Source organism: Amycolatopsis sp. NBC_01488, assembly GCF_036227105.1.
Taxonomy (GTDB): Bacteria; Actinomycetota; Actinomycetes; order Mycobacteriales; family Pseudonocardiaceae; genus Amycolatopsis.
In genome coordinates, this window is the sequence record NZ_CP109434.1 from 3379027 (window position 1) to 3404429 (window position 25403).

General features: G+C 71.8%; 25 protein-coding genes and 2 pseudogenes. 21 read left to right on the forward strand and 6 right to left on the reverse strand.

Translation table 11 applies throughout. The features are described 5' to 3' along the window. Positions 1–221 precede the first annotated feature (221 nt). Positions 222–440 (reverse strand): hypothetical protein, encoded by a 219-nt coding sequence (locus OG738_RS16425; RefSeq protein ID WP_329054901.1) that lies wholly within the window; start codon positions 438–440, stop codon positions 222–224. A gap of 565 nt (positions 441–1005) precedes the next feature. On the opposite strand from OG738_RS16425, the pseudogene OG738_RS16430 reads away from it, so the two are divergent. The 5 genes and pseudogenes from OG738_RS16430 to OG738_RS16450 all read left to right on the forward strand — a co-directional run. Continuing rightward, positions 1006–1155: pseudogene (locus OG738_RS16430) on the forward strand (helix-turn-helix domain-containing protein); the annotation flags it as partial. Positions 1156–2045: 890 nt separating this feature from the next. Further along, positions 2046–2605 (forward strand): annotated as a pseudogene (locus OG738_RS16435) (HD domain-containing protein). Between the two features lie 291 nt (positions 2606–2896). Then, entirely contained in the window at positions 2897–3571 is a 675-nt protein-coding gene (locus tag OG738_RS16440; protein WP_329054903.1) for a GNAT family N-acetyltransferase, read from the forward strand. A gap of 43 nt (positions 3572–3614) precedes the next feature. After that, positions 3615–4385 carry a hypothetical protein gene (locus OG738_RS16445; protein WP_329054904.1) on the forward strand — a complete coding sequence of 257 codons (771 nt, stop codon included), beginning with the start codon at positions 3615–3617 and terminating at the stop codon, positions 4383–4385. A 36-nt stretch (positions 4386–4421) separates the two neighbouring features. Next, on the forward strand, positions 4422–4781 hold the full coding sequence (locus OG738_RS16450; RefSeq protein WP_329054905.1) for a PLDc N-terminal domain-containing protein: 360 nt from the start codon (positions 4422–4424) through the stop codon (positions 4779–4781). 5 nt (positions 4782–4786) lie between these two features. Here the strand turns inward: OG738_RS16450 and OG738_RS16455 are convergent, their stop codons facing one another. Continuing rightward, the gene (locus tag OG738_RS16455) at positions 4787–5251 is read right to left on the reverse strand and encodes a MarR family winged helix-turn-helix transcriptional regulator (RefSeq protein WP_329054907.1); all 465 of its coding nucleotides are present in this window, start codon (positions 5249–5251) and stop codon (positions 4787–4789) included. A 103-nt stretch (positions 5252–5354) separates the two neighbouring features. Between OG738_RS16455 and OG738_RS16460 the strand changes: the two genes are divergently transcribed. Then, positions 5355–5777, forward strand: coding sequence for a nitroreductase family deazaflavin-dependent oxidoreductase (locus OG738_RS16460; protein WP_329054908.1), 423 nt, complete (start codon positions 5355–5357; stop codon positions 5775–5777). Positions 5778–5825: 48 nt separating this feature from the next. On the opposite strand, the gene OG738_RS16465 is transcribed toward OG738_RS16460, so the two are convergent. Then, on the reverse strand, positions 5826–7103 hold the full coding sequence (locus OG738_RS16465; RefSeq protein ID WP_329054909.1) for an FAD-binding oxidoreductase: 1278 nt from the start codon (positions 7101–7103) through the stop codon (positions 5826–5828). An 88-nt stretch (positions 7104–7191) separates the two neighbouring features. Here OG738_RS16465 and OG738_RS16470 point away from each other — a divergent pair, with 88 nt between their 5' ends. From OG738_RS16470 to OG738_RS16480, 3 genes are all read left to right on the forward strand, one after another. After that, positions 7192–8070 (forward strand): LysR family transcriptional regulator, encoded by an 879-nt coding sequence (locus tag OG738_RS16470; RefSeq protein WP_329054910.1) that lies wholly within the window; start codon positions 7192–7194, stop codon positions 8068–8070. Positions 8071–8102: 32 nt separating this feature from the next. Further along, on the forward strand, positions 8103–8900 hold the full coding sequence (locus tag OG738_RS16475) for an oxygenase MpaB family protein (protein ID WP_329054911.1): 798 nt from the start codon (positions 8103–8105) through the stop codon (positions 8898–8900). Between the two features lie 82 nt (positions 8901–8982). After that, positions 8983–9942 (forward strand): DNA polymerase domain-containing protein, encoded by a 960-nt coding sequence (locus OG738_RS16480; RefSeq protein ID WP_329054912.1) that lies wholly within the window; start codon positions 8983–8985, stop codon positions 9940–9942. Here the strand turns inward: OG738_RS16480 and OG738_RS16485 are convergent. Next, a complete protein-coding gene (locus tag OG738_RS16485) occupies positions 9939–10697 on the reverse strand; it encodes a CDP-alcohol phosphatidyltransferase family protein (protein ID WP_329054913.1) in 759 nt (252 codons plus the stop codon). The genes OG738_RS16480 and OG738_RS16485 overlap by 4 nt on opposite strands. Positions 10698–10775: 78 nt before the next feature. Here OG738_RS16485 and OG738_RS16490 point away from each other — a divergent pair, with 78 nt between their 5' ends. From OG738_RS16490 to ribA, 6 genes are read left to right on the forward strand one after another with little or no spacing between them, the layout of a single operon-like run. After that, a complete protein-coding gene (locus OG738_RS16490) occupies positions 10776–11738 on the forward strand; it encodes a zinc-dependent alcohol dehydrogenase (RefSeq protein WP_329054915.1) in 963 nt (320 codons plus the stop codon). Positions 11739–11769: 31 nt separating this feature from the next. Continuing rightward, entirely contained in the window at positions 11770–12168 is a 399-nt protein-coding gene (locus OG738_RS16495; RefSeq protein WP_257920749.1) for a 6-pyruvoyl trahydropterin synthase family protein, read from the forward strand. Continuing rightward, a complete protein-coding gene (locus tag OG738_RS16500) occupies positions 12165–13232 on the forward strand; it encodes a glycosyltransferase family 4 protein (RefSeq protein ID WP_329054920.1) in 1068 nt (355 codons plus the stop codon). Before OG738_RS16495 ends, OG738_RS16500 begins: the two co-directional genes overlap by 4 nt. Further along, positions 13229–14059 carry a class I SAM-dependent methyltransferase gene (locus OG738_RS16505; protein WP_329054921.1) on the forward strand — a complete coding sequence of 277 codons (831 nt, stop codon included), beginning with the start codon at positions 13229–13231 and terminating at the stop codon, positions 14057–14059. The genes OG738_RS16500 and OG738_RS16505 overlap by 4 nt, the downstream gene beginning before the upstream one ends. Then, positions 14056–15075 carry a lysylphosphatidylglycerol synthase transmembrane domain-containing protein gene (locus OG738_RS16510; protein WP_329054922.1) on the forward strand — a complete coding sequence of 340 codons (1020 nt, stop codon included), beginning with the start codon at positions 14056–14058 and terminating at the stop codon, positions 15073–15075. Before OG738_RS16505 ends, OG738_RS16510 begins: the two co-directional genes overlap by 4 nt. Then, on the forward strand, positions 15072–15725 hold the full coding sequence (ribA, locus tag OG738_RS16515) for a GTP cyclohydrolase II (protein WP_329054923.1): 654 nt from the start codon (positions 15072–15074) through the stop codon (positions 15723–15725). Before OG738_RS16510 ends, ribA begins: the two co-directional genes overlap by 4 nt. On the opposite strand, the gene OG738_RS16520 is transcribed toward ribA, so the two are convergent. Beyond that, entirely contained in the window at positions 15714–16412 is a 699-nt protein-coding gene (locus OG738_RS16520) for a creatininase family protein (RefSeq protein ID WP_329054924.1), read from the reverse strand. The genes ribA and OG738_RS16520 overlap by 12 nt on opposite strands. A gap of 28 nt (positions 16413–16440) precedes the next feature. Here OG738_RS16520 and OG738_RS16525 point away from each other — a divergent pair, with 28 nt between their 5' ends. From OG738_RS16525 to OG738_RS16545, 5 genes are all read left to right on the forward strand, one after another. Beyond that, positions 16441–17241, forward strand: a complete 801-nt coding sequence (locus tag OG738_RS16525; protein ID WP_329054925.1) for an inositol monophosphatase family protein — start codon at positions 16441–16443, stop codon at positions 17239–17241. Between the two features lie 140 nt (positions 17242–17381). Further along, positions 17382–18866 (forward strand): serine/threonine-protein kinase, encoded by a 1485-nt coding sequence (locus OG738_RS16530; RefSeq protein WP_329054927.1) that lies wholly within the window; start codon positions 17382–17384, stop codon positions 18864–18866. Positions 18867–18905: 39 nt separating this feature from the next. After that, the gene (locus tag OG738_RS16535; RefSeq protein ID WP_442875942.1) at positions 18906–20045 is read left to right on the forward strand and encodes a glycosyltransferase; all 1140 of its coding nucleotides are present in this window, start codon (positions 18906–18908) and stop codon (positions 20043–20045) included. Positions 20046–20084: 39 nt separating this feature from the next. Continuing rightward, entirely contained in the window at positions 20085–20609 is a 525-nt protein-coding gene (locus OG738_RS16540; RefSeq protein ID WP_329054928.1) for an SLATT domain-containing protein, read from the forward strand. A 36-nt stretch (positions 20610–20645) separates the two neighbouring features. After that, positions 20646–21569 carry an RNA polymerase subunit sigma-70 gene (locus OG738_RS16545; RefSeq protein WP_329054929.1) on the forward strand — a complete coding sequence of 308 codons (924 nt, stop codon included), beginning with the start codon at positions 20646–20648 and terminating at the stop codon, positions 21567–21569. Between the two features lie 39 nt (positions 21570–21608). Here the strand turns inward: OG738_RS16545 and OG738_RS16550 are convergent, their stop codons facing one another. Further along, positions 21609–24848, reverse strand: a complete 3240-nt coding sequence (locus OG738_RS16550; protein WP_329054930.1) for a GH92 family glycosyl hydrolase — start codon at positions 24846–24848, stop codon at positions 21609–21611. Between the two features lie 360 nt (positions 24849–25208). Here OG738_RS16550 and OG738_RS16555 point away from each other — a divergent pair, with 360 nt between their 5' ends. Then, entirely contained in the window at positions 25209–25385 is a 177-nt protein-coding gene (locus OG738_RS16555) for a hypothetical protein (RefSeq protein ID WP_329054933.1), read from the forward strand. Positions 25386–25403 lie beyond the last annotated feature (18 nt).

Here is a 25403-nt window from a genome sequence, read left to right on the forward strand (position 1 = left end):
CCGGGGCTGCGGGCCGGGGTTGTCACGGGTGGGTGATGTGGGCGTGTCCTTGCCCGGTCCCGGCCTTGTCGGTCCTGGTCCAGCGGGGTTGCGCGGCATTGACCGTCCTTCGGTTCAGGGCGTGGGCACGCGCACCCGATCTCGCCGCGCACTGCACGGTGGGGGCGGCGATCTGGAACCCGGCCGGCGCGCGGGGGAGGGCGAGCGCGCCGGCCGGGGGCCTATCGAGGTTCGGCGGGATCGAGCGCCCGGCCGTCGAGTTCAGTCGCGCGTGCGGCCAGCTCGGCGCCGATGCCGACGAGCTGGCGGCCGAGCATGCGAAGCCCGTCCGCGTAGGCGGCGTCATCGGGCTGCAGGTTCAGCAACTCGACAGTCACGCGCCCGATCTCGGTGTTCACCTTCGCCAGCCCCGCGAGCAGCCGGCGGTCACGCGCGTGCATCGCGGGTCACCACCTCGAACAGGTTGCCCACGAACACGCCGCCGAACTCAGTTCCGGCTCGTGGGTGCGGGATGGCGGCCCAGCCGTGCGCACCGCACGCGGGGCACGTCCCGGCGCTGTTCGGCCGAGGGCCGGAACCGGCCGGGGATCGATGCTCTCCCGGTGGTGTTCGAGTGGGAAGCGAGCGCCGAGCAGACACCACGGCCGCAGCAGTTCCAGCCGCAGGTTCGCCAGCTCGGTGACCCGGTACAGGTGCGCCCACCCGTCCGCCTCGAACAGGTGCCACTCCCACCGGTTGCGCGCCGAAAGGACCAGGTGGGCGTCGGCGGCCGCTCGTCGTCGGTTGCTCGTCGTTCGGTCCTCGTGAGCAATCACGTCCCGTCGTGTTTTGGCTGTTCAGAGGCGGTCCCGCAACCCCGGTAATGACGCTACGATCAGCGGGGAGAGGGCAGAACGGACCGCGAGTACGGGTGTGGTCCGTGGGGAATGGGCCAGACCGGGAGCGTCCGTGAGTGGAAGATCGGCAACGCTGACCGGGAGTCAGGGTTCCCGTTCGACGGGCATCGTGTCCGGCTACGCTCTCAAGCTCGCGCGCCAAGCCGCGGGGTTTACGCAAGAGCGGTTCGCGGAATCTCTCACGGTGGACGTGAGCACCATTCAAGGGTGGGAATCGGGGCGGCGTCCGCTCGCCGCGATGAACGCGGGTGACTTCGTCCGGCTGTGTGCCCGACTGCCCCGGCTCGGTGCACCCCCGGCCACGGGCCGGCACCTGCGCGCAGCCGTTGAGGCCGATCTGGTCCTCTCGACCGGGGTCACCGCCGGAAGCGCATGGGTCGACCCCGGCATGCACCCGCTCGCCACGAGCGTGCACCGCAAGACGCTCACCAACCTGATCACGTGGCCGTTCACCGGGCACCTACCGCCGGAGCTGAACGCCTTCGCATCGAAGGTGCCCCGCCGCGGACCCGTCGCGCCCGGCCCCATGCTGAGTGTCGACGAGCGAACCCGGTTCTTCGATCATCTGATGACCGTCGCGGAACGCGGCGTACACCCCGACGAGGCACTATTACGCCGACAAGCGGTGTACCTGCTCGGCTTCGACGAACGCGACCAGACAGCCGAATGGCTGCGCGACGAATGGAAAAGCGCGGGGCGTCGGCCGATCGCCGACGGCGACGTGACCAACTTGCTCGAAGCCCGCTCCGCGTCGGTCGCGCTGGCCTCGACCGGCGACGGCACCCACCTACACGACTTCGTCGCGCGCACCACGGACACGCGCGCCGAGCTGGCGAACCTCAACTACTGGGCGCACTGGATCGGCGAACTCGGCGATGATCAGGCCAACGACAGGTTCATGGTTGAAGACGACACCAAAGCCTGGTCCGGCGTGCGGCTCTTTCACCACCTGGTCAGCCGTCTTGATCCGTTCTCGCCACACCTGCCGCTGAACCTGCACACCGTGCACACTCTGGTGGCCAGCCGTCCCGCGCTGCTGGCCGAACGGTCCTCGGCCCGCGACGCACTGGCCGGGGCTCTGGACCTACTCACCGCCGGCGACGTACTAACTACGCACTCCGTCTCGCCGACCGCTAGGGAGAACACCTCATGCCAGACGAGCCCGCCGCTCTCGCCGCGTTCGGCTACGAACTCGGCTTGCTCAAGCGCATCCGGCGCGCGGGGTGGTGGCACGTCGGCGTCCGTGATCCTGAATCGGTCGCCGAGCACAGCTTGCGCACCGCTCAGATCGCGGCTCTGCTCGCCGCGGAGGAAGGCGCAAGTCCTGAGCGGGCCGCGTTCCTCGCGCTCTGGCACGACACACAGGAGACCCGAACCGGGGACATTCCGCACACTGCGGCCAAGTACCTGGGCAAGCCCAACCCGCGCGAGATCACCGCCGACCAGACGGCTGCCCTGCCAACGGGCTCCCGCGAACTCGTCCGGGCCGCAGTAGACGAGTACGAGGCAAGGGAGACCCTTGAAGCACGGTGCGCGAAGGACGCGGACAAGCTCGAAATGCTGCTTCAAGCCGTCGAGTACCGGGAGACCGGAGTTGAGCGCGTCGCCGGATGGATCGACTCCGCCCGCAAAGGACTCGCGACCGAGACCGCTCGACGTATCGCCGAGGTAGCCGGCACCCGTCGCCGCTCGCTTGCCGGGACCGTTGAGCTTCCGCCATCAGTAAGCAAGCCGCGGGCGGGCGGGCCGGCCGCCGCGAGCTGCCGCCGTGCCGCGCAATGCTCGAATGCCGTGCAGCCGACCACTGCTCGGCACGTCGCCTTTGCGGGCCTCGAGGTAGAGCGCGCCGCGGCCGCGTTCGTGTGGGAGCGCATTGGGGCCTCTCGTAGTAGGCCCTTCGTCCCACGATCATCGCGTTCCCGCTGGTAGCGGCCAGAGGCCCCGTCATCGGGCCACAATAACAACTCCCGCGCCGATCGCTCCGCTACGATTTCGCCGCGATGCTGCCAGCCACCAAGGGGATCTTCGACCGGCTCACCCGCCGCGGCCGCCTGATGACCAAGCGGACCTGCGACCGGCAGGGCCACGTGCTGCGCGACGGCCGGTTCCTGTTCCGGACGCCGACCGCGTGGGAGTACGCCGCCGCGGTCGCCTGCGGTAGCGACCCCGCCGCCCAGCGCTGGCTCGGCTGGCAGCGGGAGTCGATCGTTGCCCGGGGCGCGCGGGCGGACGCGCTGCGCGTCGTGCCCGGCACCGGGCCGGACTGGGTGTCGCCCGATCCGCAGTCGATCGACCTGGTGATGATCGACGTCGAGGCCAACCGCTGCGTCGGGCTGGTGAGCGTGCACACCGGCGAGGATGGCGGCCCGGAGACCGGCGGCTACCTCGCGCCGGACTACCGCGGCCGCGGCAACGGCCGGATCCTCTTCGCCGCCGGGCTGACGCTCGCGCACGAGCACCTCGGCCTGCCGCGCGTTCGCGCCGGCGCCGAGGTCGGCAACGTCGCTTCCGCGCGCTCACTGCAGGCCGCCGGTCTCGCCCGCGTTGCCGGGCCGCCGACGTACCGGCTGCCGGACGGCCGCGTCACCGAGGCGTGGTGGTTCGAGCACGCCGTCCCCCGGACCACGCGCTGCGGCGGTCCGCAGGCGACGTGGTTCCCGGCTTCGCTGCTCTGACGCTTCGGCCGTCGCCGACGTTTCCGGTGGTTAGCGTCGTCGCATGACTTCGCTTTCCGCTCCGGTTCCTTCGGTGCCCACTGACGTCGTTCTGGGGAGTGTCGCCTGGTTGCGGGCTTCGGTCGCCCGGTTCAGCAATGGTCCCGACCACGCCCGGCGGCGTTCGCTGGCCGTGGACCTCCTGGCCGGCGTCGATGCGGATTCCCTGCGGGACAAGGCTTTCGCGCGTACTTCTCAGCTCGTGAGTGCTCTTGCGGACTTCGACGTGCTGGCCGTGATCGCGCGTCCGGTGCCGGTCGGGGTGCTCGCCGAAGCGCTGGGCCTGCCGGACGTCTCGGCGGACGTCGTCCCGGTCGCGGCCGCGTACCACCCGCACGTCACGCCCGATGCCGAAGCCGAAACCGCGCTGGGACGGCTGATCGCGGCGTGCGGCGGACCGACGGAACTCGCGGCGGCCCGGATCGGCCTGCTGGTCCAGGCCTGCGACGCCACCGCCGGACTGATCGGGAACGCGGTTTCCGCATTCCTGGCGGGAAAGCCCGGGGAATTGCTCGCCGACCCGCCGGTGTTGTCCACGCGCCGCCGGATCGACGGCTCGGACGTCTCGGTGCCGCTGGCCGGAACCCCGTTCGGCGCCGGGCCGCGCGCGTGCCCGGGTTCGCGGCACGCGCTCGCCCTCGCGACCGGTGTTCTCCAGGCGCTGCACGGGTTTCGCCTGACAGAAACGGAAACGACGTGGGTGTCGTCGCCGAATCTCCGGATGCCCGCGGTGCTGCGGGTGACCCGCGGCCGAACCCGCGGCGGGTTCTGCTAAGAATTACCGCGTTCATCTTCTGGGGAAGGCGCGGAAATGCTGTATTTCGATGGTCTGCTGGGCGTGGTCACGTTCGGGTTGTGGATCTTCTGCCTGGTCGACGTGATCACGACGGACGAGTCGTCGTGCCGCAACCTGCCGAAGGGGCTGTGGCTGCTCCTCGTGCTGGTGGTGCCGCTGGTGGGGTCGATCGTCTGGCTGGTGGCGGGGCGGCCGCAGCACGCGACGCGGGCGCGCGGCCCGTACGAGCGCGCCACGCCGGCGTACCCGGAGTACGACCGCCCGGGCCGGTTCGCGGCCGGCAACCCGGACGACGACGAGGAGTTCCTCCGCAAGTGCCGCGAACGCGCGGAGGCGCAGCGGAAACTGGCCCGGGACAAGAACACCGAGGACTGACGCGCCTAGCAGCCGGGGCCTTCGCACGTGCCCTGTTCGTAGGCCTCCAGGGTCGAGATCACCAGCCGGCGCTCGGCCGGCGTCAGCGGCGCCAGCGCGTTGCTCCACGCCTGCGCGCCGCGCGCCAGCCACGCGTCCACCGCCTGACGGCGGTCCGGCGTGATGCTCACGATCGTGCGGCGCCGGTCCGCCGGGTCCTCGTCGCGGTTCAGGACGCCCTGGCGGCTCAGGTCGCCGACCATCAGGCTCGCCGTCGTCGGAGCGACCTCGAGGCGGCCGGCCAGCTCGGTGACCGTCATCGGGCCGTCGAACAGCAAGATCGACAGCAGTGACAGGTGCCGCGGCGCGAGCGTGCAGCCGGTCAGCTCGTCGGGGACCGGCGTCCGCTTCGCGCGGCCGACCAGGCGCGGCATCAACAGCAGGAGCCGGCGCACGCCGTCCTCCAGGCTCAAGCCCGCTTCCGTTGACACCGCCCGCCTCCCGTCGGTAGCTTTGTTTGCAAAGCAAACGCTTCGGGCTGACCCGAGCGTATCTCACGTCAGGTCGAGCGTACCGGCCAGAACAGGGGAATCCATGACGGCGCCAGCTGACATGAACGCGTTCAACAACCAGGTCGTCGAGGAGTTCCGGGCCAACGAAGGCGTGGTCACCGGCATGTTCGAGGGCAAGAACGTGCTTCTGCTCACCACGATCGGCGCGAAGAGCGGCGAAACCCGCCTGTCGCCGCTCGTCTACACCCGCGACGGCGACCGGCTCGTCATCGCCGCGTCCATGGGCGGCGCGCCGAAGAACCCGGCCTGGTTCCACAACCTCGTCGCCAACCCGAAGGTCACCGTCGAGGTCGGCACCGAGAAGTTCGAGGCCACGGCCACCGTGATCGAAGACCGCGCCGAGCGCGACCGCCTCTACGCGGGCATGGTCGCGCACGCCGAAGGCTTCGCCGACTACGAGACGAAGACCACGCGGGTCATCCCGATCGTCGTCCTCGAGCGCTGAGGTCCTCCTCCCGCCGGCCGCCCCCCGCGCGCGGCCGGCGGAAGCCGGTCAGCCGAACCGCCCCGCCGGGTCGTACGCCGCCTTGAGCCGCTTGAGCCGGGCGACGTCCGCGGCCGGGAAGGCTGCCGCCAGCTCGTCGGCGGAGTGCTCGCCGTAGAGGAACGGCAGCAGCCGGCCCGTCGACCACGGCGCCAGCGCGTCGAACAGCTTCGCGTGCGCGCGGCGGACCGGGTCGACGCCGTCCTCGACCACCGACAGGGCCCGCACGACGAACTCCGCCGCCGAGTCCCAGCCGACGCCGGCGGGCTTCCGGCGGGCGAGTTCGCCGCCGAGACGGTCGATGATCAGCACCGTCTCCACCGGCGCGCCCGGGCCGGCGTGCTCGAGGATCGACGTCAGCATCCCGTCGTTCAGCACCTCCACCGTCGCGTTCGTCCCGTGGTAGGGGTGCGGGTTCGGCGGGTCACTCGCGATCGACCCGGAATCCGTGTACGGCAACCGCTTCAGCGTGTCCAGCAGCACCGGCGCGGCGGCCCGCAACGGCGCGACGAGCCGGTCGCCGTCGTCGCCGAGGTACGCGATCCGCAGGTTCGCGACGTGCTTCCCGCGGATCGGCTCCGGCAGGAACGGCAGGTCGGGGAGCGGGACCAGGGCGATCGACGTCGTCAGCTCGTCGGGCGCGGTCATCGCCCACGTCCGCCACGCGCGCAGCACCGCCGGCAGGTCGGCGGCGTCGAAGTACAGCCCGCCGCCGTACAGCTCGGTCACCGGGACCAGGCCGAACTCCAGCGCCGTCACGACGCCGAAGCTCGCGCGGCCGCCGAGCAGGGCCCAGAACAGGTCGTCTCCCGGCGTCACGGTGCGCAGTTCGCCGTCCGCGGTGACGACGTCGATGGCGCGCACGTGATCGGCCGCGCGGCCGAACCGCCGGGCCAACAGGCCGAAACCGCCGCTCAGCGTGTAGCCGACGACGCCGACGTCGGGCGATGAGCCGCTCAGCGGCGCCAGCCCGTGCTTCGCGGCGGCGTCGATCACCGCGCCCCAGCGCACGCCGGCTTGCACTCGCGCGGTCTTCGCGGCGGCGTCGATCTCGACGCCGGTCATCCGGCGCGTGCTGACCAGCAGGCCGTCGGTGCCGGCGGTCAAGCCGTGTCCGGTGGCCTGGACGGAGACCGGCAGGTCGTGCTCGGCGGCGTACTTCACCGCCGCGACGACGTCCTCGGCGGACTCGGCGGCGACCACCACCGCGGGCTGGGTGTCGATGGACGTCTGGAAGCCGGCGACCTCTTCGGCGTAACCGTCCTGACCAGGGCGAAGGGTGTGCATTTCCTGGCTCCTTTCGTTGCTTCCAGCTTCGGGCCGCGACGATCAGAAGTCCAAGATCTGGTTTGTCTGGCAGCTAGAATCACTGCTTATGGAACTGCACCAGCTCACGTACTTCGTCGCAGTCGCCGAGGAAGGCAACTTCACGCGCGCGGCGGAACGGCTGCACGTTGCCCAGCCCGGCGTGAGCGCGCAGGTCCGGCGGCTGGAGCGCGAGCTGGGGCAGCAGCTGCTGGACCGGTCGGGCCGGATGGTCCGGCTCACCGACGTCGGCGCCGCCGCGCTGCCCCACGCGCGGGCGGCGCTCGCGGCGGTGAGGGGCGTGCGCGAAGCCGTCGACGAGCTGGCCGGGCTGGTCCGCGGCCAGGTCGCGATCGGCGCGGTGACGTCGGCGGGCCCGGTGAAGCTGCCGGACCTGCTCGCCCGCTTCCACGAGCGCTACCCGGCGGTCGAGATCACGCTGTCCGAGGCCAATTCGGACAGGATGCTGACGGCCCTGCGCGAGGGGCGGCTCGACCTGGCGGTGGTCGGCCTCTCGACGGATCCGCCACCCGGCATCGCGACGCAGGTGCTGATCGACGAGCCGTTCGTGGCGGTGTCGGCGGGTTTCCTGGCCGACCGCGCGGAGGTCGCGATCGACGAGCTGGCCGGCCTGCCGCTGATGGCGTTGCCGAAGGGCACGGGCCTGCGTACGGCGCTGGACGCCGCGTTCGCACGCGAGGGACTGACACCGCGGATCGCGTTCGAGGCGGCGGACCCGAACGTCCTCGTGCAGCTCGCGACGCGGGGGCTCGGAGTGGCGGTGGTGCCGGAGTCGCTGGGCCGCTACCACGAGGCGGAGCTGCGAGTCATCACGATCGCCGGGCCGGGGTTGCGGGGAGTGCTGGCGCTGGCGTGGCGCACCGACGGCCCGCTCAGCCCGGCAGCGCGGGCGCTGATCGCGTTCGCCCGGGCGAACTACCGCTCTTGACACATCGTCAACAGTGTCGTTCCCTGAAGAGCGTGACCGAAACCGCTCTTCAGGACGCCGTCATCGGCGCGGGGCTGCTCGCCGGTAGCGCGAACGTGATCATGCAGCTTTCTCGCGCGCCCGTCGGCTACGGCGTGCTCGAGAGCAAGGTCGACACCGGCAACCTCTTCCGCCACCCCATGAAGCGCACGCGGACCACGCTCACCTACCTCGCCGTCGCGACGATGGGGACCGACGCCGAGCGGGCCGCCTACCGGCGCGGCGTCAACGCGGCGCACGCCCAGGTGCATTCGAGGGCCGGGAGTCCCGTCGCCTACAACGCCTTCGACACCGACCTTCAGCTGTGGGTCGCGGCCTGCCTCTACAAGGGCTTCGAAGACGTCTACCTCGCCTTCGCCGGCGGCGAGCCGACGCACTTCTACCGCGAGGCCGCGGCGCTCGGCACCACGCTGCAGGTGCGACCCGAGATGTGGCCGGCGGACCGCGAGGCGTTCGAGAGGTACTGGACCGCGGGGCTCGCCGAGGTCGGCATCGACGACACCGTCCGCCGCTATCTCACCGACGTCGTCGACCTGCGCTTCCTCCCGCCGCCGATGGCCGCGCTCGGCCGGCGGTTCAACCGGTTCGTCACGACCGGCTTCCTCCCGCAGCACTTCCGCGACGAGATGCGCCTGCCCTGGACGGCTGCCGACCAGCGCCGCTTCGAGACGCTCCTCGCGGCCATCGGCCGGGTGACGCGCGTGCTGCCCGGCCCGCTGCGGCGGTTCCCGTACAACCTCTGCCTCTGGGACCTGCGCCGCCGGCTCCGCACCGGGCGTCCGCTGGTCTGACGCACCCCGGTTACAGTGTCGGGTCGGCACAGCTGCCCTTCTGAGAGTTGACCGCTTCGCGTGGGGGCGCGAAGGTGGGCCGATGAGCGGCGACGAGGTCAGGCACGGCGTCAAGCTGAGCAGTCTCGACCAGGAGGTCTTTCCCGGTGCGGGTGCGACCAAGCGGGAGTGGCTGGACTACCTGGAAGCCGTCGCCGACCGGATGCTCCCCGAACTGCGCGACCGGCTGCTGACCGTGCTGCGGGTGCTGCGCGGGCAGGGCCCGTTCATGCAGAAGAACCTGCCGAAGTACACGCCGGACTGGGTTGAGCGGGTGTCCGTGTGGGCCGAGACGTCCAAGCGGGACGTCTCCTACGCGCTGTGCAACGACCTCCGCACGCTGATCTGGTTCGGCAACCAGCGCGCGATCGAGTTCCACACGTCGCTGTACCGCGGCGACCCGTCGCACGGGCCGACCCATCTGATCCTCGACCTCGACCCGCCCGCCGACGGGCCGTTTTCGCTGGCCATCGGCGCCGCCGGACTGGTGCGCGAAGCGCTGCGCAACGACGGGCTCGACGGCGCCGTGAAGACCAGCGGGTCCAAGGGCGTCCACGTCTTCGTGCCGCTGGCGCCGGGCCAGTCGACGGAGGACATCGCGGCGGCCACGCGGGCGGTCGCGGCGCGCGCCGAGCGCATCGACCCGTCACTGGGGACGACGGAGTTCGTCAAGGACCGTCGCGAGGGCAAGGTGTTCCTGGATTCGACGCGGGCGGGCGGCGCGACGGTGGTGTCGGTCTACAGCCCGCGTCACCGGCCGGGCGCGCCGGTGTCGTTCCCGGTCCGCTGGGCCGACCTGGACGGCGTCAAGCCGGGCGACTTCACAGTGCACACCGCTCCGGGTCTGCTCGGCGACGGCGAGGACGCGTGGACCGCGGAGATGCCGGAGCCGTTCGTGCTGCCGGCGGACCTGGTGGCGGAGGGGCACACGATCCCGATCGCCCGGGTGGTGGCGATGCACGAGGGCAAACGCCGAGCCCGTGCGGCCCGCGAGTCGGGCTAAGCCGCCTGGTCGTGGCCGCGCCAGGCCGGGCCGTGCGGACGGCGCAGCGTCGCGCGGGTCAGCTCCACGATCCGGCCCGGCGTCTTCTCGACGCGGTGCCGGGCGAGCCACCCCGTGTCCCGGCCGAACGACCAGACCAGCGACGCCAGCGCCGCCACCACGAAACCGAACGAAACCGCCGACGGCAGCAACCCGGAAACCGCCACCACCAGCACCACGCCCTGCACCGCGGCCACCGTCTTCCGCGCCATGCTCGGGTACAGCGGCGCCGTCAACCAGGGCAACGCCCACGAAGCCGCGACGAACGCGTAGCGCATCAAGCCGATCGCGAGCACCCACAGCCCCAGCGTCCGGGACACCTGGATGCACAGCAGGAGGATCAGGAAGGCGTCGACCTCCATGTCGAACCGCGCGCCGAACTCGGACGCCGTGCCCGTGCGGCGGGCGACCTGGCCGTCGAAGCCGTCCATCGCCAGAGCCACCGCGGCCAGCCCGACCAGCCACCAGAGCGGACTACCGCCGTCGGCGACGAGCTCGGCCACGCCGCCCACCAGTACCGCACGGGCGAACGTGATCCAGTCCGCCGGGCCGAACTTCCCGCGGCCGCTCTGCCGCAGGCCCCAGCCCGTCAGCAGCACCAGCGCTAGCCCGTAGACGGCTCCCGTGGCCCAGGCGAGCGGGGACAGGGAACCAGCCCCCGCGGCGAGTGCCCACAGCGGGACCGCCGAGCGTAGGAGAAGTCCGTTCTTGATCATCGTTTACTCCGCGAATCGGCACGGCTGCTCATAGGGTGGCGGCGACACCAGCCTCCGGTCGCCTGCAGAGGAGAACACGTGGAACAGGCTTTCTGGGTTCAAAGTCCCGGCGAAGGCGCGCTCCGGCCGGTGACCTTGCCCACCCCCGGCGAGGGTGACGTCCTCGTCCGGACGCTCTGCTCCGGCGTCTCCCGCGGCACCGAAACCCTCGTCTTCCGCGGGGGCGTCCCGGTCAGCCAGCACGACGTCATGCGGGCGCCCTTCCAGGACGGCGAGTTCCCCGGGCCGGTCAAGTACGGCTACCTCAGCGTCGGCGTCGTCGAGGAGGGGCCGGACGCGCTCACGGGCCGGACGGTCTTCTGCCTCTACCCGCACCAGACCGCGTACGTCGTCCCCGCGAGCGCCGTGACGCCGGTGCCGGACGCCGTCCCGCCTGGCCGCGCGATCCTCGCCGGCACCGTCGAGACCGCGGTCAACGCCATCTGGGACGCGAAACCGAAGCTCGGCGACCGGATCGCCGTGATCGGCGCGGGCATGGTCGGCTGCAGTGTCGCGAAGCTGCTCCAGGGCTTCCCGGCCACCCGCGTCCAGCTGATCGACGTCGACCCGTCACGCGCCGAGATCGCCGAAGCCCTCGGCGTCGACTTCTCGACCCCCGAAGCCGCAAACGGCGACTGTGACCTGGTCGTGCACGCGAGCGCCAGCGAAGCGGGCCTCGCCAGGGCGCTGGAGCTGCTCGCGCCGGAAGGCGAGGTCGTCGAGCTGTCCTGGTACGGGGACCGCCGGGTGCGTGTGCCGCTCGGCGAGAACTTCCATTCGCGGCGTCTGACGATCCGCAGCAGCCAGGTCGGGACGGTCGCGCGGCCCGACCGCGACTACGCCCAGCGGCTCGGTCTCGCCCTCGAGCTGCTGGCCGATCCGGCGTTCGAAGCGCTGGTCAGTGGTGAGTGCAGGTTTGAAGATCTTCCGAACGTGCTACCCAGGCTCACCGCGAATGAACTTTCCGCCCTCTGCCTCCGTGTCATGTATCAGCCGCAGTGACCACGTCCACCCGAACGCATCGGAGGTCTTGGTGTTCAGCATCACCGTCCGTGACCACGTGATGGTCGCCCACAGCTTCCGCGGGGAAGTCTTCGGACCCGCGCAACGCCTGCACGGCGCGACCTTCGTGGTGGATGCGACCTTCCGCCGCGCCGAGCTCGACGAGGACAACATCGTCGTGGACATCGGCAAGGCCACGGAAGAGCTCGGGGCGGTGCTGAGCGACCTGAACTACCGCAACCTCGACGACGAGCCGGTGTTCAAGGGCATCAACACGTCCACCGAGTACCTCGCGAAGGTCATCGCCGACCGCCTCGCCGACGCCGTCCACGCCGGACGACTCGGCGAAGGCGCGCGCGGCCTCGAAGGCATCGCCGTCTCGCTGAAGGAATCGCACGTCGCGTGGGCGAGTTACGAGCGTGCCCTGTGAACTCCCTCTACGTCGTGCTGCCCGGGGACATCGACGACGCGTCGGTCCCGAGCGGCGGCAACACCTACGACCGGCGGATGTGCGATCGCCTGGTCGAGGCCGGGTTCGAGGTCCACGAGATCGCCGTCTCCGGCACCTGGCCGCGCCCGGACACCGAAGCCCGCGCGGTCCTCGGCCACCTGCTGTCCGCCCTGCCCACCGGCTCGGCGGTGCTGCTCGACGGCCTGGTCGCCTGTGGCGTGCCCGAAGTCGTCGTCCCGCAGGCGCGCCGGCTGTCGCTCTCGGTGCTGGTGCACCTGCCGCTGGCCGACGAGACGGGCCTGCCGCCCGCGCTGGCCGCCGAACTCGACGCGCTCGAGCGCGACACGCTGCAGGCCGCGAGCTCGGTCGTCGCGACCAGCGAGTGGGCCGCGCGCCGGCTGGTCGAGCACCACGGCCTCGCCTCGCACCGCGTGCACGCCGTACCGCCGGGCGTCGACCCGGCGCCCCCGGCCATCGGCACCGACGGCATGTCCCGGCTGGTCTGCGTGGCCAACGTGACCCCGCGCAAGGGCCAAGGCGTGCTCGCGCAGGCCTTGGAAACCGTCGCCGACCTGCGCTGGACGTGCGAGTGCGTCGGCGGGATCCGGCGCGAGACGAAGTACGTCGAACGGCTGCGCGAGCACCGGCTCGGCGCCCGCTTCACCCTCACCGGCCCGCGCACCGGCGCCGCGCTGGCCGCGACTTACCACACCGCCGACCTGCTGGTGCTGCCTTCGCGCGCCGAGACCTACGGCATGGTCGTCACCGAAGCCCTCGCGCGCGGCGTGCCGGTGCTGACCACCGACGTCGACGCGCTGCCCGACACCGTCGGCGTCGCGCCGGACGGCTCGGTCCCGGGAATGCTCGTGCCCGGCGACGACGTCGAAGCGCTCGGCGCCGCCCTGCGCCGCTGGCTCACCGAGCCCGAGCTGCGGACGCGGCTGCGCGCCTCGGCGAAGCTGCGCCGCGAGACCTTGACCGGCTGGGACGACACGGCCCGCCGGATCGCCGACGTCCTGCAGCGGCAGGAGGCGGCGGCATGACCGCGTTCGCACCGGACTGGCTGTACCTGCGGGAGCCCGCCGACGCCGCGGCCCGCGCGGCCGAGCTCCTCGAACCGCTGCGCGCCCACCTGCCGGAAGGCGAAGACGTCGTCATCCGCGACCTCGGCTGCGGCACCGGCTCGCTCGGCCGCTGGCTGGCCGCGCGCCTGCCCGGCACCCAGCACTGGATCCTGCACGACCACGACACCGAGCTGCTGACCCGCGCCAAGGCGTCCCTGCCGGCCACCGCGCTGGACGGCAGCCCGGTCGACGTCGTCGCCGAGCAGCGCGACGTCACCGCGCTGCGGGCCGCGGACCTCGCCGGGACGTCGCTGGTCACCGCGTCCGCGCTGCTCGACCTGCTGACCAGGGACGAGGTCACGACGCTGGCCACGGCGATCGCCGAAGCGGGCTGCGCGGCGCTGCTGATGCTTTCGGTCACCGGCGTGGTCGAGCTGTCGCCCGCCGACCCGCTCGACTCGGCCATCGCCGCCGCGTTCAACGCCCACCAGCGCCGGCTCACCGGCGGCAGGCGGCTGCTCGGCCCGAACGCGGTTGACGTCGCGGCGACGGCGTTCGGCAGGCTCGGCGCCACGGTCGTCCGCGGCCACAGCGCCTGGCGGCTCGGTCCTGACCAGGCCGAACTGCAGGCGCGGTGGCTCGAGGGCTGGGTCGGCGCCGCGGTCGAGCAACTGCCGGAGCTGCGCCCGGTCGCCGACGTCTACCTGCAGCGCCGGCTGGAAATGGCCCGGGCCGGCGAGCTGCACGCCGTGATCCACCACGGCGACCTGCTGGTCCTGCCGCCGAGCATGGAGGCTGCGGCGTGAAGCGCGCACTGGCGTGGCTGCGGATCCTCGGCGCGTTCGCCATCCTCGGCGTCCTCGTCTGGCAGCTCGGCAGCGCCGCCTTCCTCGCCGGCCTCGGCCGGATCAGCGTGCCCGGCGTGCTGGCCGCCCTGGTCATCGGCTTCGCGACGACGCTGTTCAGCGCGGGCCGCTGGCAGATCGTCGCCACCCGGCTCGGCCTGCGGCTTTCGCTGCGGACCGCGGTCGCCGACTACTACCGCGCGTTGTTCCTCAACGGCGTGCTGCCCGCGGGCGTCCTCGGCGACGTCCACCGCGCGGTGCAGCACGGCCGCGACTCGGGCGACGTCCCGCGTGGCGTGCGCGCCGTCGTCCTGGAGCGCACCGCCGGGCAGCTGGTGCTGATCGCGTCCGCGGTCGCCGTCGTGCTGGTGTCACCGGACATCGTGCCCGGGGCGTTCCGCGAGGTCGTGACGGTGACCGGGGTGGTCGTCGTGCTGGCCGCCGTCGCCGCGATCGTCGCCGGCCGGCTGTTCGGCGGGCGCTGGATCCACAGCCCGTCGAAGGTCCGCCGCGGCTTCGCCGTCACCCTCGCCGACCTGCGGCTCGGCCTGTTCACCCGCGAGACCTGGCCCGGCGTCGGCTTCCTGTCGGTCGCGACGCTGGCCGGGCACCTGGCCCTGTTCGTCGTCGCCGCCCGCGTCGCCGGGGTTGACGCGCCGGTCGGGCAGCTCGTGCCGCTGATGGTCCTCGCGCTGCTCGCGATGGGCCTCCCGCTCAACGTCGGCGGCTTCGGCCCGCGCGAAGGCGTCTGCGCCCTGCTCTTCGGCGCGGCCGGCCTGGGCGCCGCCCAAGGTGTCACCGTCGCCGTCGTCTACGGGGTGCTCACGCTCGTCGCGAGCCTGCCCGGCGCCGGTGTCCTGCTCGTCCGGAGCGTCGCCGGGTTCCGCGTGACCCGCGCTCCGCACACCGGCGTCGTGCCTGCTCCGCGCACCGCGGCCGACACCGGGATCGAATCGGAAGTGGGGTTGAAGTCATGACCGCAAGCGATGTCGTCGGGGATCTGCCGCGCCGGGCCGTGGTCGAGCGGGTCGTCGAAACCCGGCTGCCGACCCGGCACGGGACGTTCCGCGCGGTCGGCTACCTCGACCGCACCGGCACCGAGCAGGTCGCGCTGGTCCACGGCGACGTCGCCCCGCTCGGCGCGCTGGTCCGGGTGCACAGCGAATGCCTGACCGGCGACGTCTTCGGCTCGACGCACTGCGAGTGCGGCGACCAGCTGGCGGTGGCGCTGGACCGGATCGTCGAGGAGGGCTCGGGCGTGCTCGTCTACGTCCAGGGCCACGAGGGCCGCGGGATCGGCCTGCTCGCGAAGCTCGAGGCGATGCGGCTGCAGCAGGACGAGGGCCTCGACACGGTCGACGCGAACGTGGCGCAGGGCCTGCCGGTCGACGCCCGCGACTACCACGCGGCGGCGGGCATCCTGACCGACCTCGGCATCCGCTCGGTGCGGCTGCTGTCGAACAACCCTCAGAAGGTGGAACAGCTCACGCGCTACGGAATCCGGATCAGCGAGCAGGTTCCGCTGCTGGTTCCGCCGAACCCGGAGAGCCTGCGGTACCTGCGGACGAAGGCCGAGCGGATGGCCCACCTGCTGCCGCACCTGGACCAGGCGTTCTCAGGCGCCTAGCGCATCGAGGACGCCGGCGAAGCGCTGGACCAGCGTGTCCAGCACGACGTGCCCCTTCGCCGCGGTCGCCAGCGACGGACGGCCGACCACCCCCGACTCCGTGTACGCCCGCAGGCCCAGCGTCAGCAGGTGGTCCCGGTCGGTGACGTGGTCGGCCGTCTCGTGGCCCGGCCGGACCAGGTGCGGGTGCGCGTGCAGCAGGATCGACGTCTCCAGTTCGCCCGCGTGCATGTCGTCGTCCAGCGACGTCCGCAGCCCGGCCGCGGTGTGCGCGGCCTGCCAGTCCGGCACGCCGGGGAACAGCGCCATCGCGCCGGCGGCCTCCTGGACCACATTGGACAGTACGTAGTTGCCGCCGTGCCCGTTGACCAGCACCAGCCGCTCGACGCCGGACGCGCGCAGCGACGCGGCGACGTCGGTGACCACGGCGTGCAGCGTGCGGGCCGAGATGCTCACCGTGCCGCGCCACGCCGCGTGCTCGTGGGAGCACGAAATGGTGATCGGCGGCAGGTGGAGCACGGGGTACGCCGCGGCGACGGCCTTCGCGAGCGTCGCCGCGATGACCGTGTCGGTCGCCAGGGGCAGGTGGGCGCCGTGCTGCTCGAAGCTGCCGACCGGCAGCACCGCGACCTCCGCGCCCCGCCGCTGCTCGTCGGCCGTCGTCGCGAGCGGGAACAGGTCGGTCATGAGCACGTCCCTTCACTAGGTTGGACTCATGAGCGAGCATGCCGCACTACTCGACGTCGCGCGCGAAGCCGTGGCGAAGGCGACCGAGATCGTCCGGTCGCGCCCGGCTTTTTCCGTTTCCGCGAAAGGTGATCGCGACCTGGTGACCGACGTCGACACGGCGGTCGAGGACGCGCTGCGGGAGTTCCTCACGGCCGAGACGCCGGAGATCGGCGTCCTCGGCGAGGAGCGCGGCCGCAGCGGGGACGGCGGCGGCCGCTGGTGGGCGCTCGACCCGATCGACGGCACCGCCAACTTCGCCCGCGGGATTCCGCTCTGCGGTATTTCCCTGGCGCTGGTGGACGGCGAGCACAGCACGGTCGCCGCGATCACCCTGCCGTACCTCGGCGTCACGTACACGGCGTCGCGTGGCGAAGGTGCGTTCGCGAACGGAGAGCGTGTCGGCGCTTCGCCCGCGACGGAGATGTCGGACGCCATGATCGCCGTCGGCGACTTCGCGATCGGCCGGCTGGCCGAAGAGAAGAACGCGGCGCGCCTGCGGCTGCTTTCGGACCTCGGCGCGCGGGCGCAGAAGATCCGGATGCTCGGCACCGCGGCGATCGACCTCGCCTGGGTGGCGGACGGAAAGCTCGACGCCGCACTGATCCTGTCCAACAACCCGTGGGACACCATGGCCGGCGTGCTGCTCGTGCGCGAGGCCGGCGGGGCCGTCGTGGACCGCGACGGCAGCGAGCACACGGTCGGTTCGTCGTCGACGATCGCCGTCGGTACCGGGCTGCGCAAGGAGATCGTGGACGCACTTGATCGGGCGTACGGGGTTGTTCGTTAGGATTCCGGGTACCCGGTGGGCAGCGCCACAGTGCCCGATTGCACTGTCCGTCCAAGGTTTTCGGTTACGTTGGTACCGGCCGGCGGACGATACTGGCATGCTGGCCGGATCTCGTCGGCACACTTTGTCAAGAATGGTGGATGCTCGTGGAAAGTCGCCGGATCCGCGATCGGTACCGGCTGCTCGAGCCGATCGGCGGCGGCGCGATGGGCACGGTGTGGCGGGCCCAGGACGAAATGCTCGGCCGCACCGTGGCGATCAAGGAACTCCTGCTGCCGCACGACCACGACGAGCACCGCACCGAAGAGGCGAAGAACCGCGCGATGCGCGAGGCACGGATCGCCGCCCGGCTGCAGCATTCCCACGCGATCACGGTGTTCGCCGTCCTCGAGGAGGAGGACCGGCCGTGGTTGATCATGGAGTACCTGCCGTCGAAGAGCTTCGCCGTCCTGGTCCGCGAGGAGCCGGTCTCGGTCGACGACGCCATCCGCGTCGGCGCGCAGATCAGCTCCGCGCTGGCCGGCGCGCACCGCGCCGGGATCGTGCACCGCGACGTCAAGCCGGCCAACATCCTGGTGTCCGAGGACGGCACAGCGAAGATCACCGACTTCGGCATCTCCCGCGCGATCGGTGACGTCAAGCTGACGGCCACCGGCGAGATCGCCGGCACGCCCGCGTTCCTCGCGCCCGAGGTGGCCCGCGGGGAGGACGCGGACTTCGCCGCCGACGTCTTCTCGCTCGGCGCCACGCTGTACGCCGCCGTCGAGGGCCAGCCGCCGTACGGCACGGCCGACAACCCGATCGCCTTGCTCTACCGGGCCTCCAGCGGCGAGATCGAGCCGCCTGCCAAAGCGGAGCGGCTGACCCCGCTGCTGCTGCGGATGCTCGCGACCGACCCGGCCGAGCGGCCGTCGATGGACGAGGTCGAGCAGGAGCTGCGGGCCCTGCTGCCGGACGCGGAGCCGGGCGAGTCGGTGCTCGCGGCGACGGTGCCGGAGGCCGAGCCCGCGGCGGTGCCGACTGTGCCGGCGACGGTCGCCGTGCCGCCGGCCGGCGAGGTCGCCGCCGTGACGCCGGGTGCGCGCAAGGGCCTGATCGCCGTCGGCGCGGGCGCGGCGCTGCTGTGCGTCGCGGTCGTCGTCGCGATCCTGCTGGTCGTGCGCCAGCAGCCACCGCAGAACAACGCCGCTCCGCCGGCCACGTCGCAGCCGCCGGCCCCGGCGTCCGTGACCCCGTCGACCACGGCGTCGTCCTCGCCCGCGCCGTCGCAGACCCCGCCGACCACGGCGTCGCCCACGTCGCCGCCGGTCTCGCCGGTGTCGTCGACGAAGACCGCGGGCCAGGCTCTCTCCGCGTATTACGCGCTGCTGCCGAACAACCTGCCGCAGGCGTGGAACCTGCTGACGGATCACTTCAAGGCGTCCAAGCACCAGACCCTCGCGACCTACGAGGCGTTCTGGAGCAAGTACAGCCGGGTCAGCGTCTCGAACGTCGCGGACAACGGTTCCGGCCAGGTGACCGCCCACGTCACCTACGTGACGAAGGGTGGCGGCACCGAGACCGACACGAACACCTTCAGCCTGGTCCAGTCCGGCGGTGTCTGGATGATTGATTCGCAGAGCTGAACCGTCTCGCTCCCGGCCGCGTGTGACAGATGAGCCGTCATCGTCGTCGACCGCGCTGGAGGTAGCCGTGTCCTGTCCCACCGCTCTGCTCCGGCGCTCGCGATGAGGCCCGCCGACCCGATGGTGTTCATCCTCCCGGCCGCGCCGCCGGGGAGCGACACGTACGACAAGCGCATGTGCCAGAACCTGCCCGCCGTCGGCCAGCCGGTGCTGGAGCTGCCGATGACCGGCGGCTGGCCGGAGCCGGACGCGACGGCTCGGCGTCGCCTGGCCAGATCCTTGGCCGCGTTGCCGGACCGGACGGTGGTGCTGCTCGACGGCGTGATCGCGTCGGGCGTGCCCGAGATCGTCGTCCCGCACGCGCGGCGGCTGCGGCTGGCCGTGCTGGTGCACCAGGCCCTCGCCGACGAGCCGGGCCTCGACCCGGCGCACGCGGCGGAGCTGGACGCGTGCGAGCGCGAGACGCTGCGGATGGCCGGGATGGTCGTCGCGACCAGCCCGTGGCTCGCCCGGCTGCTGATCGACCGCCACGACCTCGACCCGGGCCGCGTCCACGTGGCCAAGCCCGGCACCGACGCGGCGCCGCTCGCCGCCGGGGCCGACGGCGTCTCCCGGCTGCTGTGCGTCGGCGACGTCACCCGCCGCAACGGCCAGGACCTGCTGGTCCAGGCCCTCGGCGAGGTCGACCACCTGGCGCTGTCGTGCGTCATGGCCGGTTCGCTGGGCGGGGACCCGGGGTACGTCGACGAGCTGGGCTGGTCGATCGAGCGGCTCGGCCTGGGCGGTCGCATCACGCTCGCGGGCGACGCGGTGGACCTGGGCGCCGCCTACAACGCGGCCGACCTGCTGGTCATCCCGGCGCGCGCGGCGACGTCCGGCATGTTCGTCGCCCAGGCGCTGGCCCGCGGCATCCCGGTACTGGCCACCGAGGTCGGTGGGGTGTACGACGCCCTCGGCGTCGACGCGGACGGCGAGATGCCGGGCCTGCTCGTCGAGCCGAACGACCCGTTCGCACTGGCCGACGCCCTGCACCGCTGGTACGCCGACCCGGAGCTGCGCCGATCGTTGCGAACGGCGGCGCTCGGCCGCGGCAGCGCACTGGAGGAGTGGGACGTGGCAGCGCGGCGGCTGACGCAGGCGCTGTCGAGACTGGCGTCGGAGCCGCGCATCGTCGCCTGACGCTTGCCGCGGGGCGGTGGGGTCCGAGAACCTGACGCGATGGCGTCCCCTCTCGATTCCGAACGCGGGTTCCTCGAAGTCGCCGGGCGGGACCCGGACCGCCCACTGCGCGACCAGCTCCTCGGGTTCCGCGACCTGGTCTCGGCCGACATGGACTGGGCCGACAGCCGCAAGCGGATCTTCCGGCGCAACGCGTCGGTCGTGCGCATCGCCGCGCTCGTGCTGACCGCGGCCTCGACGGTGGTGCTCGGCATCCAGGAGATCCCGGCCCGCGCGTCGATCGCGCTGCCGATGGTCGCGCTGGTCACGGTGCTCGGCGGGCTCGAGACCTTCTTCAGCTGGCGTGCCCGGTGGGTGCTGATGGAGGAAACGCGATACCGCTTCAACCGGCTCCGCGACGAACTCGACTACTACATCGTCGCGACCCCTGCCGCGGAGCTGAGCCGCGACCGGCTGCAGGAGTTCTTCGACCGCCACCAGGTGACGTGGGCCGACGCCAGCCGCCAGTGGGTCGAGTTCCGCCGGCTCGACCGCCCACCGCAGTCACCCGAAGTCCGGGCCTGACCGATTCCTTTCGCCGTCCGCGCCGGTCGAAGGAGGGTGACCGTGGATTTCGAGACGTACCGCCGTGAACTGCTGGCCCACTGCTACCGCATGCTCGGCACGCCCGACGAGGCCGAGGACGTCGTGCAGGAGACGTACCTGCGCGCGTGGCGGGCGTACGACCGCTTCGAGCATCGCGCGTCCGTCCGCTCGTGGCTCTACCGGATCGCGACGAACGCCTGCCTCACCGCGCTGGAGCAGCGGGGACGGCGGCCGCTGCCGTCCGGGCTGGGCGCGCCGACGGCCGACCCGGACGCCCCGCAGGCCCCGCCCGACCCGGCCGACCTCTGGCTGCGGCCGATCCCGGACGCGTTGATCACGTCCGAGTCGGACGACCCGGCGGAGATCGCCGTGGCCCGCGACGGCGTCCGGCTGGCCCTGGTCGCCGGCCTGCAGCTGCTCCCGCCGCGTCAGCGCGCGGTGCTGATCCTGCGGGAGGTGCTGGCGTTCCCGGCGGCCGAGGTCGCGGAGATGCTCGGCACCACGGTCGCGGCGGTGAAGAGCACCCTCCAGCGCGCCCGCGCGACCCTCCACGACGCCCCGGACGTCGACCCGCCCACCGAGCCCGAGCAGCTCGAACTCCTCGACCGCTACATGAGCGCGTTCATGAACTCGGACCTGGCGGCCCTGGAGAGCGTCCTGCGCGACGACGCGGTGATCGAGCCGGTGCCGTCGCGCTCGTGGTTCGCCGGGAAGCGGACGTGCGTCGCGTTCGTCCGCCACTTCCTCGGCGCGCCGGGCGAGTGGCACATGACGCCGACCCGCGCGAACGGCCAGCCCGCGGCGGCGGCCTGGTACCGCGGCGAGCCGTTCGGCATCGCCGTGCTGACCCCGGGGAAGGGCGGCATCGCGCGGATCACCGTGTTCGGCTTCCCCGACCTGGTGGAGCGGTTCGACTCCGCCGCGGCCGGTCGTGAGTGAGAAACAGGGTTGGAACACTGTTTCTCACTCACGACCGGGTCAGGTCAGGGTGAGCGCGTAGATCTGGACCCGCGGGTCGTTCGGCAGGCTCACCGACTGCAGCGTCTTGCCGCCGTCCAGCGTTGCCTGGATGCCGAACAGGCGCACCGGCGGGCCGTCGACGCCGCTGCCCGCCTTGATGCGGTGCGGCATGTCCAGCACCACCGATGCACCCGCGCCTGCCCAGTCCGCGAACGTCACGGCGAGGTCGGCGCTGGTGCCGTCCGTGTAGTGCGCGGTCAGCGTCGTCGACACCGGCCCGTTGTGGGACGACCCGACGAGCCGCAACGCGCTGTGCTGACCCGTCGGCAGCAGCAGCGACTGACCCCGCGCCTCGACGAAGTTCGCCGCCGTGCCCGAGGGGTCCGGAGCCGCGTACGTGACGCCGTCCCAGGTCACGGGGCCCGCCGGGGGCAACAGCGAGGCGTCGTAGCTCCAGCCGCCGCCGTCGAAGTTGCCCTCCGAAGACGCCGCCACCGTCGCCGTGCCGTCGTGGTTCAGGTCGCGGCCGAGGTCGACCGCGCACGAACTACCCGGCGAGACGCACGCCGACGGCGTCCGGACCTCGACCGTCGCCGAGCGCGTGACGCTGTTCGCGCCCAGCCCGGACACCTTGACCTGCACCGGGTACGTCCCGAGCGCGGTCCCGGCCGGCACCGTCACGGTGATCGGCAGCGTCTTCTGCACCGGCAGCCGTCCCGACCAGATCAGGTCGATCGGCGCGACCTTGGTCTTCCACCCGGACGGCGCGGTCACCGAAACGGTCACCGGCTGCAGCGCCGGGTTCTGCGCGAGGACGTCCAGGTCGAGGTGCACCTGCTGCGCCGAGCCCGACGGGATCACGACGGACGTCTGCCGCAGCGACGCGTCGACGTGCCGCCGCGAGTCGCCGGCGGCGTTGTTCACCGACGGCGGTTCGCTGCCGACACCCCACGAAGACGGCTTCGACCCGAGCTTGTGGTTCAAGACGCCGCCGTGCGCCAGGGCAGACCAGTCGAGCGACGTCTGCCGGACGTCCCGTCCGTTGAGCGACACGCTCTGGACGTACCGGTTCGTGTCGCTCGCCCCCGGTGCGTCGACGGTCAACGTGCCGCCCTGTGAACGACCGTACTGTCCGATGCGGACAGTGGCCGACTCGAACTGCGGGCTCGACAGCGCGAGGAAGTTCGCGCCGCTCATCGTCGGGTACAGCCCGAGCGACGAGAAGACGTACCACGCGGACATGGTGCCGAGGTCGTCGTTGCCGGTCATGCCGTCCGGGCCGGTGGTGAACAGCGTCATCGCCGCGCGGACGACGGTCGCGGTCTTCGCCGGCGCGCCGACCCAGTTGTACATGTACGGCGCGAGCAGGTCGGGCTCGTTGTTCGGGTTGTACGTCGGCTTGCCGTAGTAGTCGTACGGGCTGGCGATCCAGTCGTTGCGCGCAGTGCCCGCCGGATCCTTCAAGAGATTGCCGTAGGCGAAGAACGAGTCGAGCCGCTTCTCCGTCGCGGGCTTGCCGCCCATCAGCGAGACGAGCCCGGCCGGGTCCTGCGGCACGAGCCACTGGTACTGGTACGCGCCGCCTTCGTGGAACTGGTGGTCGGCGTCGACCGGGTTGTACGGCGTGAGGAAGGTGCCCTCGGTGGTGCGCGGGCGGAACGCCTGCGTCGAGGAGTCCCACAGGTTGCGGTACCACTGGCCGCGGTCGGCGAACATCTTCGCGTCGCCCTGGTGGCCGAGCCCGCGAGCCATCAACGCCAGCGCCGCGTCGGCCGCCGAGTACTCCATGGTCGCCGACGCCGGGTGCTCGCAGTCGTTGTCGCCGCCCTTGGCCGCGCAGTCGGTGCCGAGGGTCAGCCCGCTCGGGATGTAGCCGCGGTCGTTGTAGTAGTTGACGCCGGAGCGCCCGTTGTACGGCGAATCGGCGGGCGGCGTGCTCGTCGCGTTCTTCTTGAGCAGCGCGTACGCCTCTTCTTCGTGCCCGGCGAGCAGCCCCTTCGACCACGCTTCGACGAGGAACGGCGTCACCGGGTCGCCGGTCATGATGTTGGTTTCGCTCCCGGCCAGCGCCCAGCGCGGCAGCCACCCGCCGTCACGGCCGATGGCCACGACCGACAGCGCGACGTCCCGCGCGACCTGCGGTTCGAGCATTTCGAGCAGCTGGTTCTGCGGCCGGTAGGTGTCCCAGAGCGAGAAGTTCTGGTACGGCGTGTAACCGCTCGCGGTGTGCACCTTGCCGTCGAAGCCGGTGTACGCGCCGTCGGTGTCGCCGGCCAGATTTGGGTGCAGCTGCGCGTGGTAGAGGGCGGTGTAGAACGCCGTCTGCCGCTCGGTCGTGCCGCCGCCGATCTTGATCGCGCCCAGCTTGTCGACCCACTGCTGGTGCAGCGCGGTCTTCGTGGCGTCGAAGTCGAAGTCCTTGGTTTCGGCGGCGAGGTTCTTCCGCGCGCCGTCGAGACCGGTGTAGGACAGGCCGACCTTGAGGACGACGTCGTGGTCGGTGGTGGCGTCGAAGCTCGCCCAGGCGCCGTTGCCGCCGGTGCCCGCGGCGTCGCGGCTGCCGTCGGTGCGGGTCGAGCCGCGCCAGGTGCCGAACGAGCTGAACGGCCGGTCGAAGGTGGCGGTGAAGTAGACGGTGTGCTCGTCGTGCCCGGCGCAGAACCCGCCGGCGCGGACGCGGCCTTCGAGGGTCCGGTCGCCGACGACGTGGATCTCGGAGTCCTTCACGGACTGGTTGGCCTGACCGGTGTTGAACAGGACGTTCGCCTGCCCGGTCGAGGGGAAGGTGTAGCGCTGCCAGCCGGTGCGCGCGGTCGCCGTCAGCTCCGCGTTGACCCCGTACTTCTTGAGGCCGACGCGGTAGTAGCCCGGCTCGGCGTGCTCGTCGTCATGGCTGTACTCGGACTTGTAGGCGTTCTTGTCAACGTTGTCGACGGCGCCCGTGGTCGGCATGATCGGCAGCTCGCCCATCACGCCGCAGCCCACGCCGGACAGATGCGTCTGGCTGAAGCCGTAGATCGCGTTCTGCAGGTAGTCGTAGCCGCCCTGACCGCCGGTGTCCGGGCTGACCTGCACCATGCCGAAGGGCGCGCTCGCGCCGGGGAACGTGTTGCCGAAGTTCTGCGTGCCGACGAACGGGTTGACCAGGCTCACCGGATCGGCCGGCACCGGTGCGGCCTGCGCCACGGCGGGCGCCAGGCCGACGACCACCACCCCCGCGGCCACCGTGGCGGCCAACCGTCTGCTCTGCGACCACATGGGCGCACCTCCAGGAGATGACAACGTTGTCAGAAGTGGACCGGGGATCGGATCCGCGGTCGGTGAGCAGCTTTCCACCTCGATGGGCGTTTGAGAAGACCTCAACTGGCAGCTTCGCGCGGCAACCGGGCGGCGGTGCTGACAGCGTTGTCGGCGAGGTTGCCGTAGCCGAGGCCGAGGAACGGCGGCCGGCGAGGAGCAAAAGGCGTTTGTCGTTTCCCAAAAACGTTTCCTGTTTCCTATTCGCGCAGGCAACAGGAAACGTCTTGAAGGTGCTATCCGCCTGACGAATCCTGGGTGCAGGGCCCGGAAATCCTCCGGAATCCCTGAAAACCCCACCATTCCCTTGGAGGATTCGTCATGTCCATGCCCAAGAAGCTGGCCAAAATCGGGGGACCCGTGCTCGCGCTCTGCATCATCGCCGCGGCGCCGATCATCGGTTCCACCACGGCATCCGCGGACGGTGGCGGCAGCACCCCGCCGTCGAGCAGCACCCCGCCGCCGGCGGGGACCGACGGCAACCCCTGGCACGGTTGACGTGCACCGGGCCGGCCG

What these genes read in the sequence shown, in the direction of transcription:
- OG738_RS16555 (WP_329054933.1), top strand. Translation starts at nt 25,209, where the DNA reads ATGTCCATGCCCAAGAAGCTGGCCAAAATCGGGGGACCCGTGCTCGCG.
- OG738_RS16540 (WP_329054928.1), top strand. Translation starts at nt 20,085, where the DNA reads ATGGCGTCCCCTCTCGATTCCGAACGCGGGTTCCTCGAAGTCGCCGGG.
- OG738_RS16470 (WP_329054910.1), top strand. Translation starts at nt 7,192, where the DNA reads ATGGAACTGCACCAGCTCACGTACTTCGTCGCAGTCGCCGAGGAAGGC.
- OG738_RS16425 (WP_329054901.1), bottom strand. Translation starts at nt 440, where the DNA reads ATGCACGCGCGTGACCGCCGGCTGCTCGCGGGGCTGGCGAAGGTGAAC.
- OG738_RS16520 (WP_329054924.1), bottom strand. Translation starts at nt 16,412, where the DNA reads ATGACCGACCTGTTCCCGCTCGCGACGACGGCCGACGAGCAGCGGCGG.
- ribA (WP_329054923.1), top strand. Translation starts at nt 15,072, where the DNA reads ATGACCGCAAGCGATGTCGTCGGGGATCTGCCGCGCCGGGCCGTGGTC.
- OG738_RS16480 (WP_329054912.1), top strand. Translation starts at nt 8,983, where the DNA reads ATGAGCGGCGACGAGGTCAGGCACGGCGTCAAGCTGAGCAGTCTCGAC.
- OG738_RS16530 (WP_329054927.1), top strand. Translation starts at nt 17,382, where the DNA reads ATGCTCGTGGAAAGTCGCCGGATCCGCGATCGGTACCGGCTGCTCGAG.
- OG738_RS16460 (WP_329054908.1), top strand. Translation starts at nt 5,355, where the DNA reads ATGACGGCGCCAGCTGACATGAACGCGTTCAACAACCAGGTCGTCGAG.
- OG738_RS16505 (WP_329054921.1), top strand. Translation starts at nt 13,229, where the DNA reads ATGACCGCGTTCGCACCGGACTGGCTGTACCTGCGGGAGCCCGCCGAC.
- OG738_RS16450 (WP_329054905.1), top strand. Translation starts at nt 4,422, where the DNA reads ATGCTGTATTTCGATGGTCTGCTGGGCGTGGTCACGTTCGGGTTGTGG.
- OG738_RS16525 (WP_329054925.1), top strand. Translation starts at nt 16,441, where the DNA reads ATGAGCGAGCATGCCGCACTACTCGACGTCGCGCGCGAAGCCGTGGCG.
- OG738_RS16440 (WP_329054903.1), top strand. Translation starts at nt 2,897, where the DNA reads ATGCTGCCAGCCACCAAGGGGATCTTCGACCGGCTCACCCGCCGCGGC.
- OG738_RS16465 (WP_329054909.1), bottom strand. Translation starts at nt 7,103, where the DNA reads ATGCACACCCTTCGCCCTGGTCAGGACGGTTACGCCGAAGAGGTCGCC.
- OG738_RS16485 (WP_329054913.1), bottom strand. Translation starts at nt 10,697, where the DNA reads ATGATCAAGAACGGACTTCTCCTACGCTCGGCGGTCCCGCTGTGGGCA.
- OG738_RS16445 (WP_329054904.1), top strand. Translation starts at nt 3,615, where the DNA reads ATGACTTCGCTTTCCGCTCCGGTTCCTTCGGTGCCCACTGACGTCGTT.
- OG738_RS16550 (WP_329054930.1), bottom strand. Translation starts at nt 24,848, where the DNA reads ATGTGGTCGCAGAGCAGACGGTTGGCCGCCACGGTGGCCGCGGGGGTG.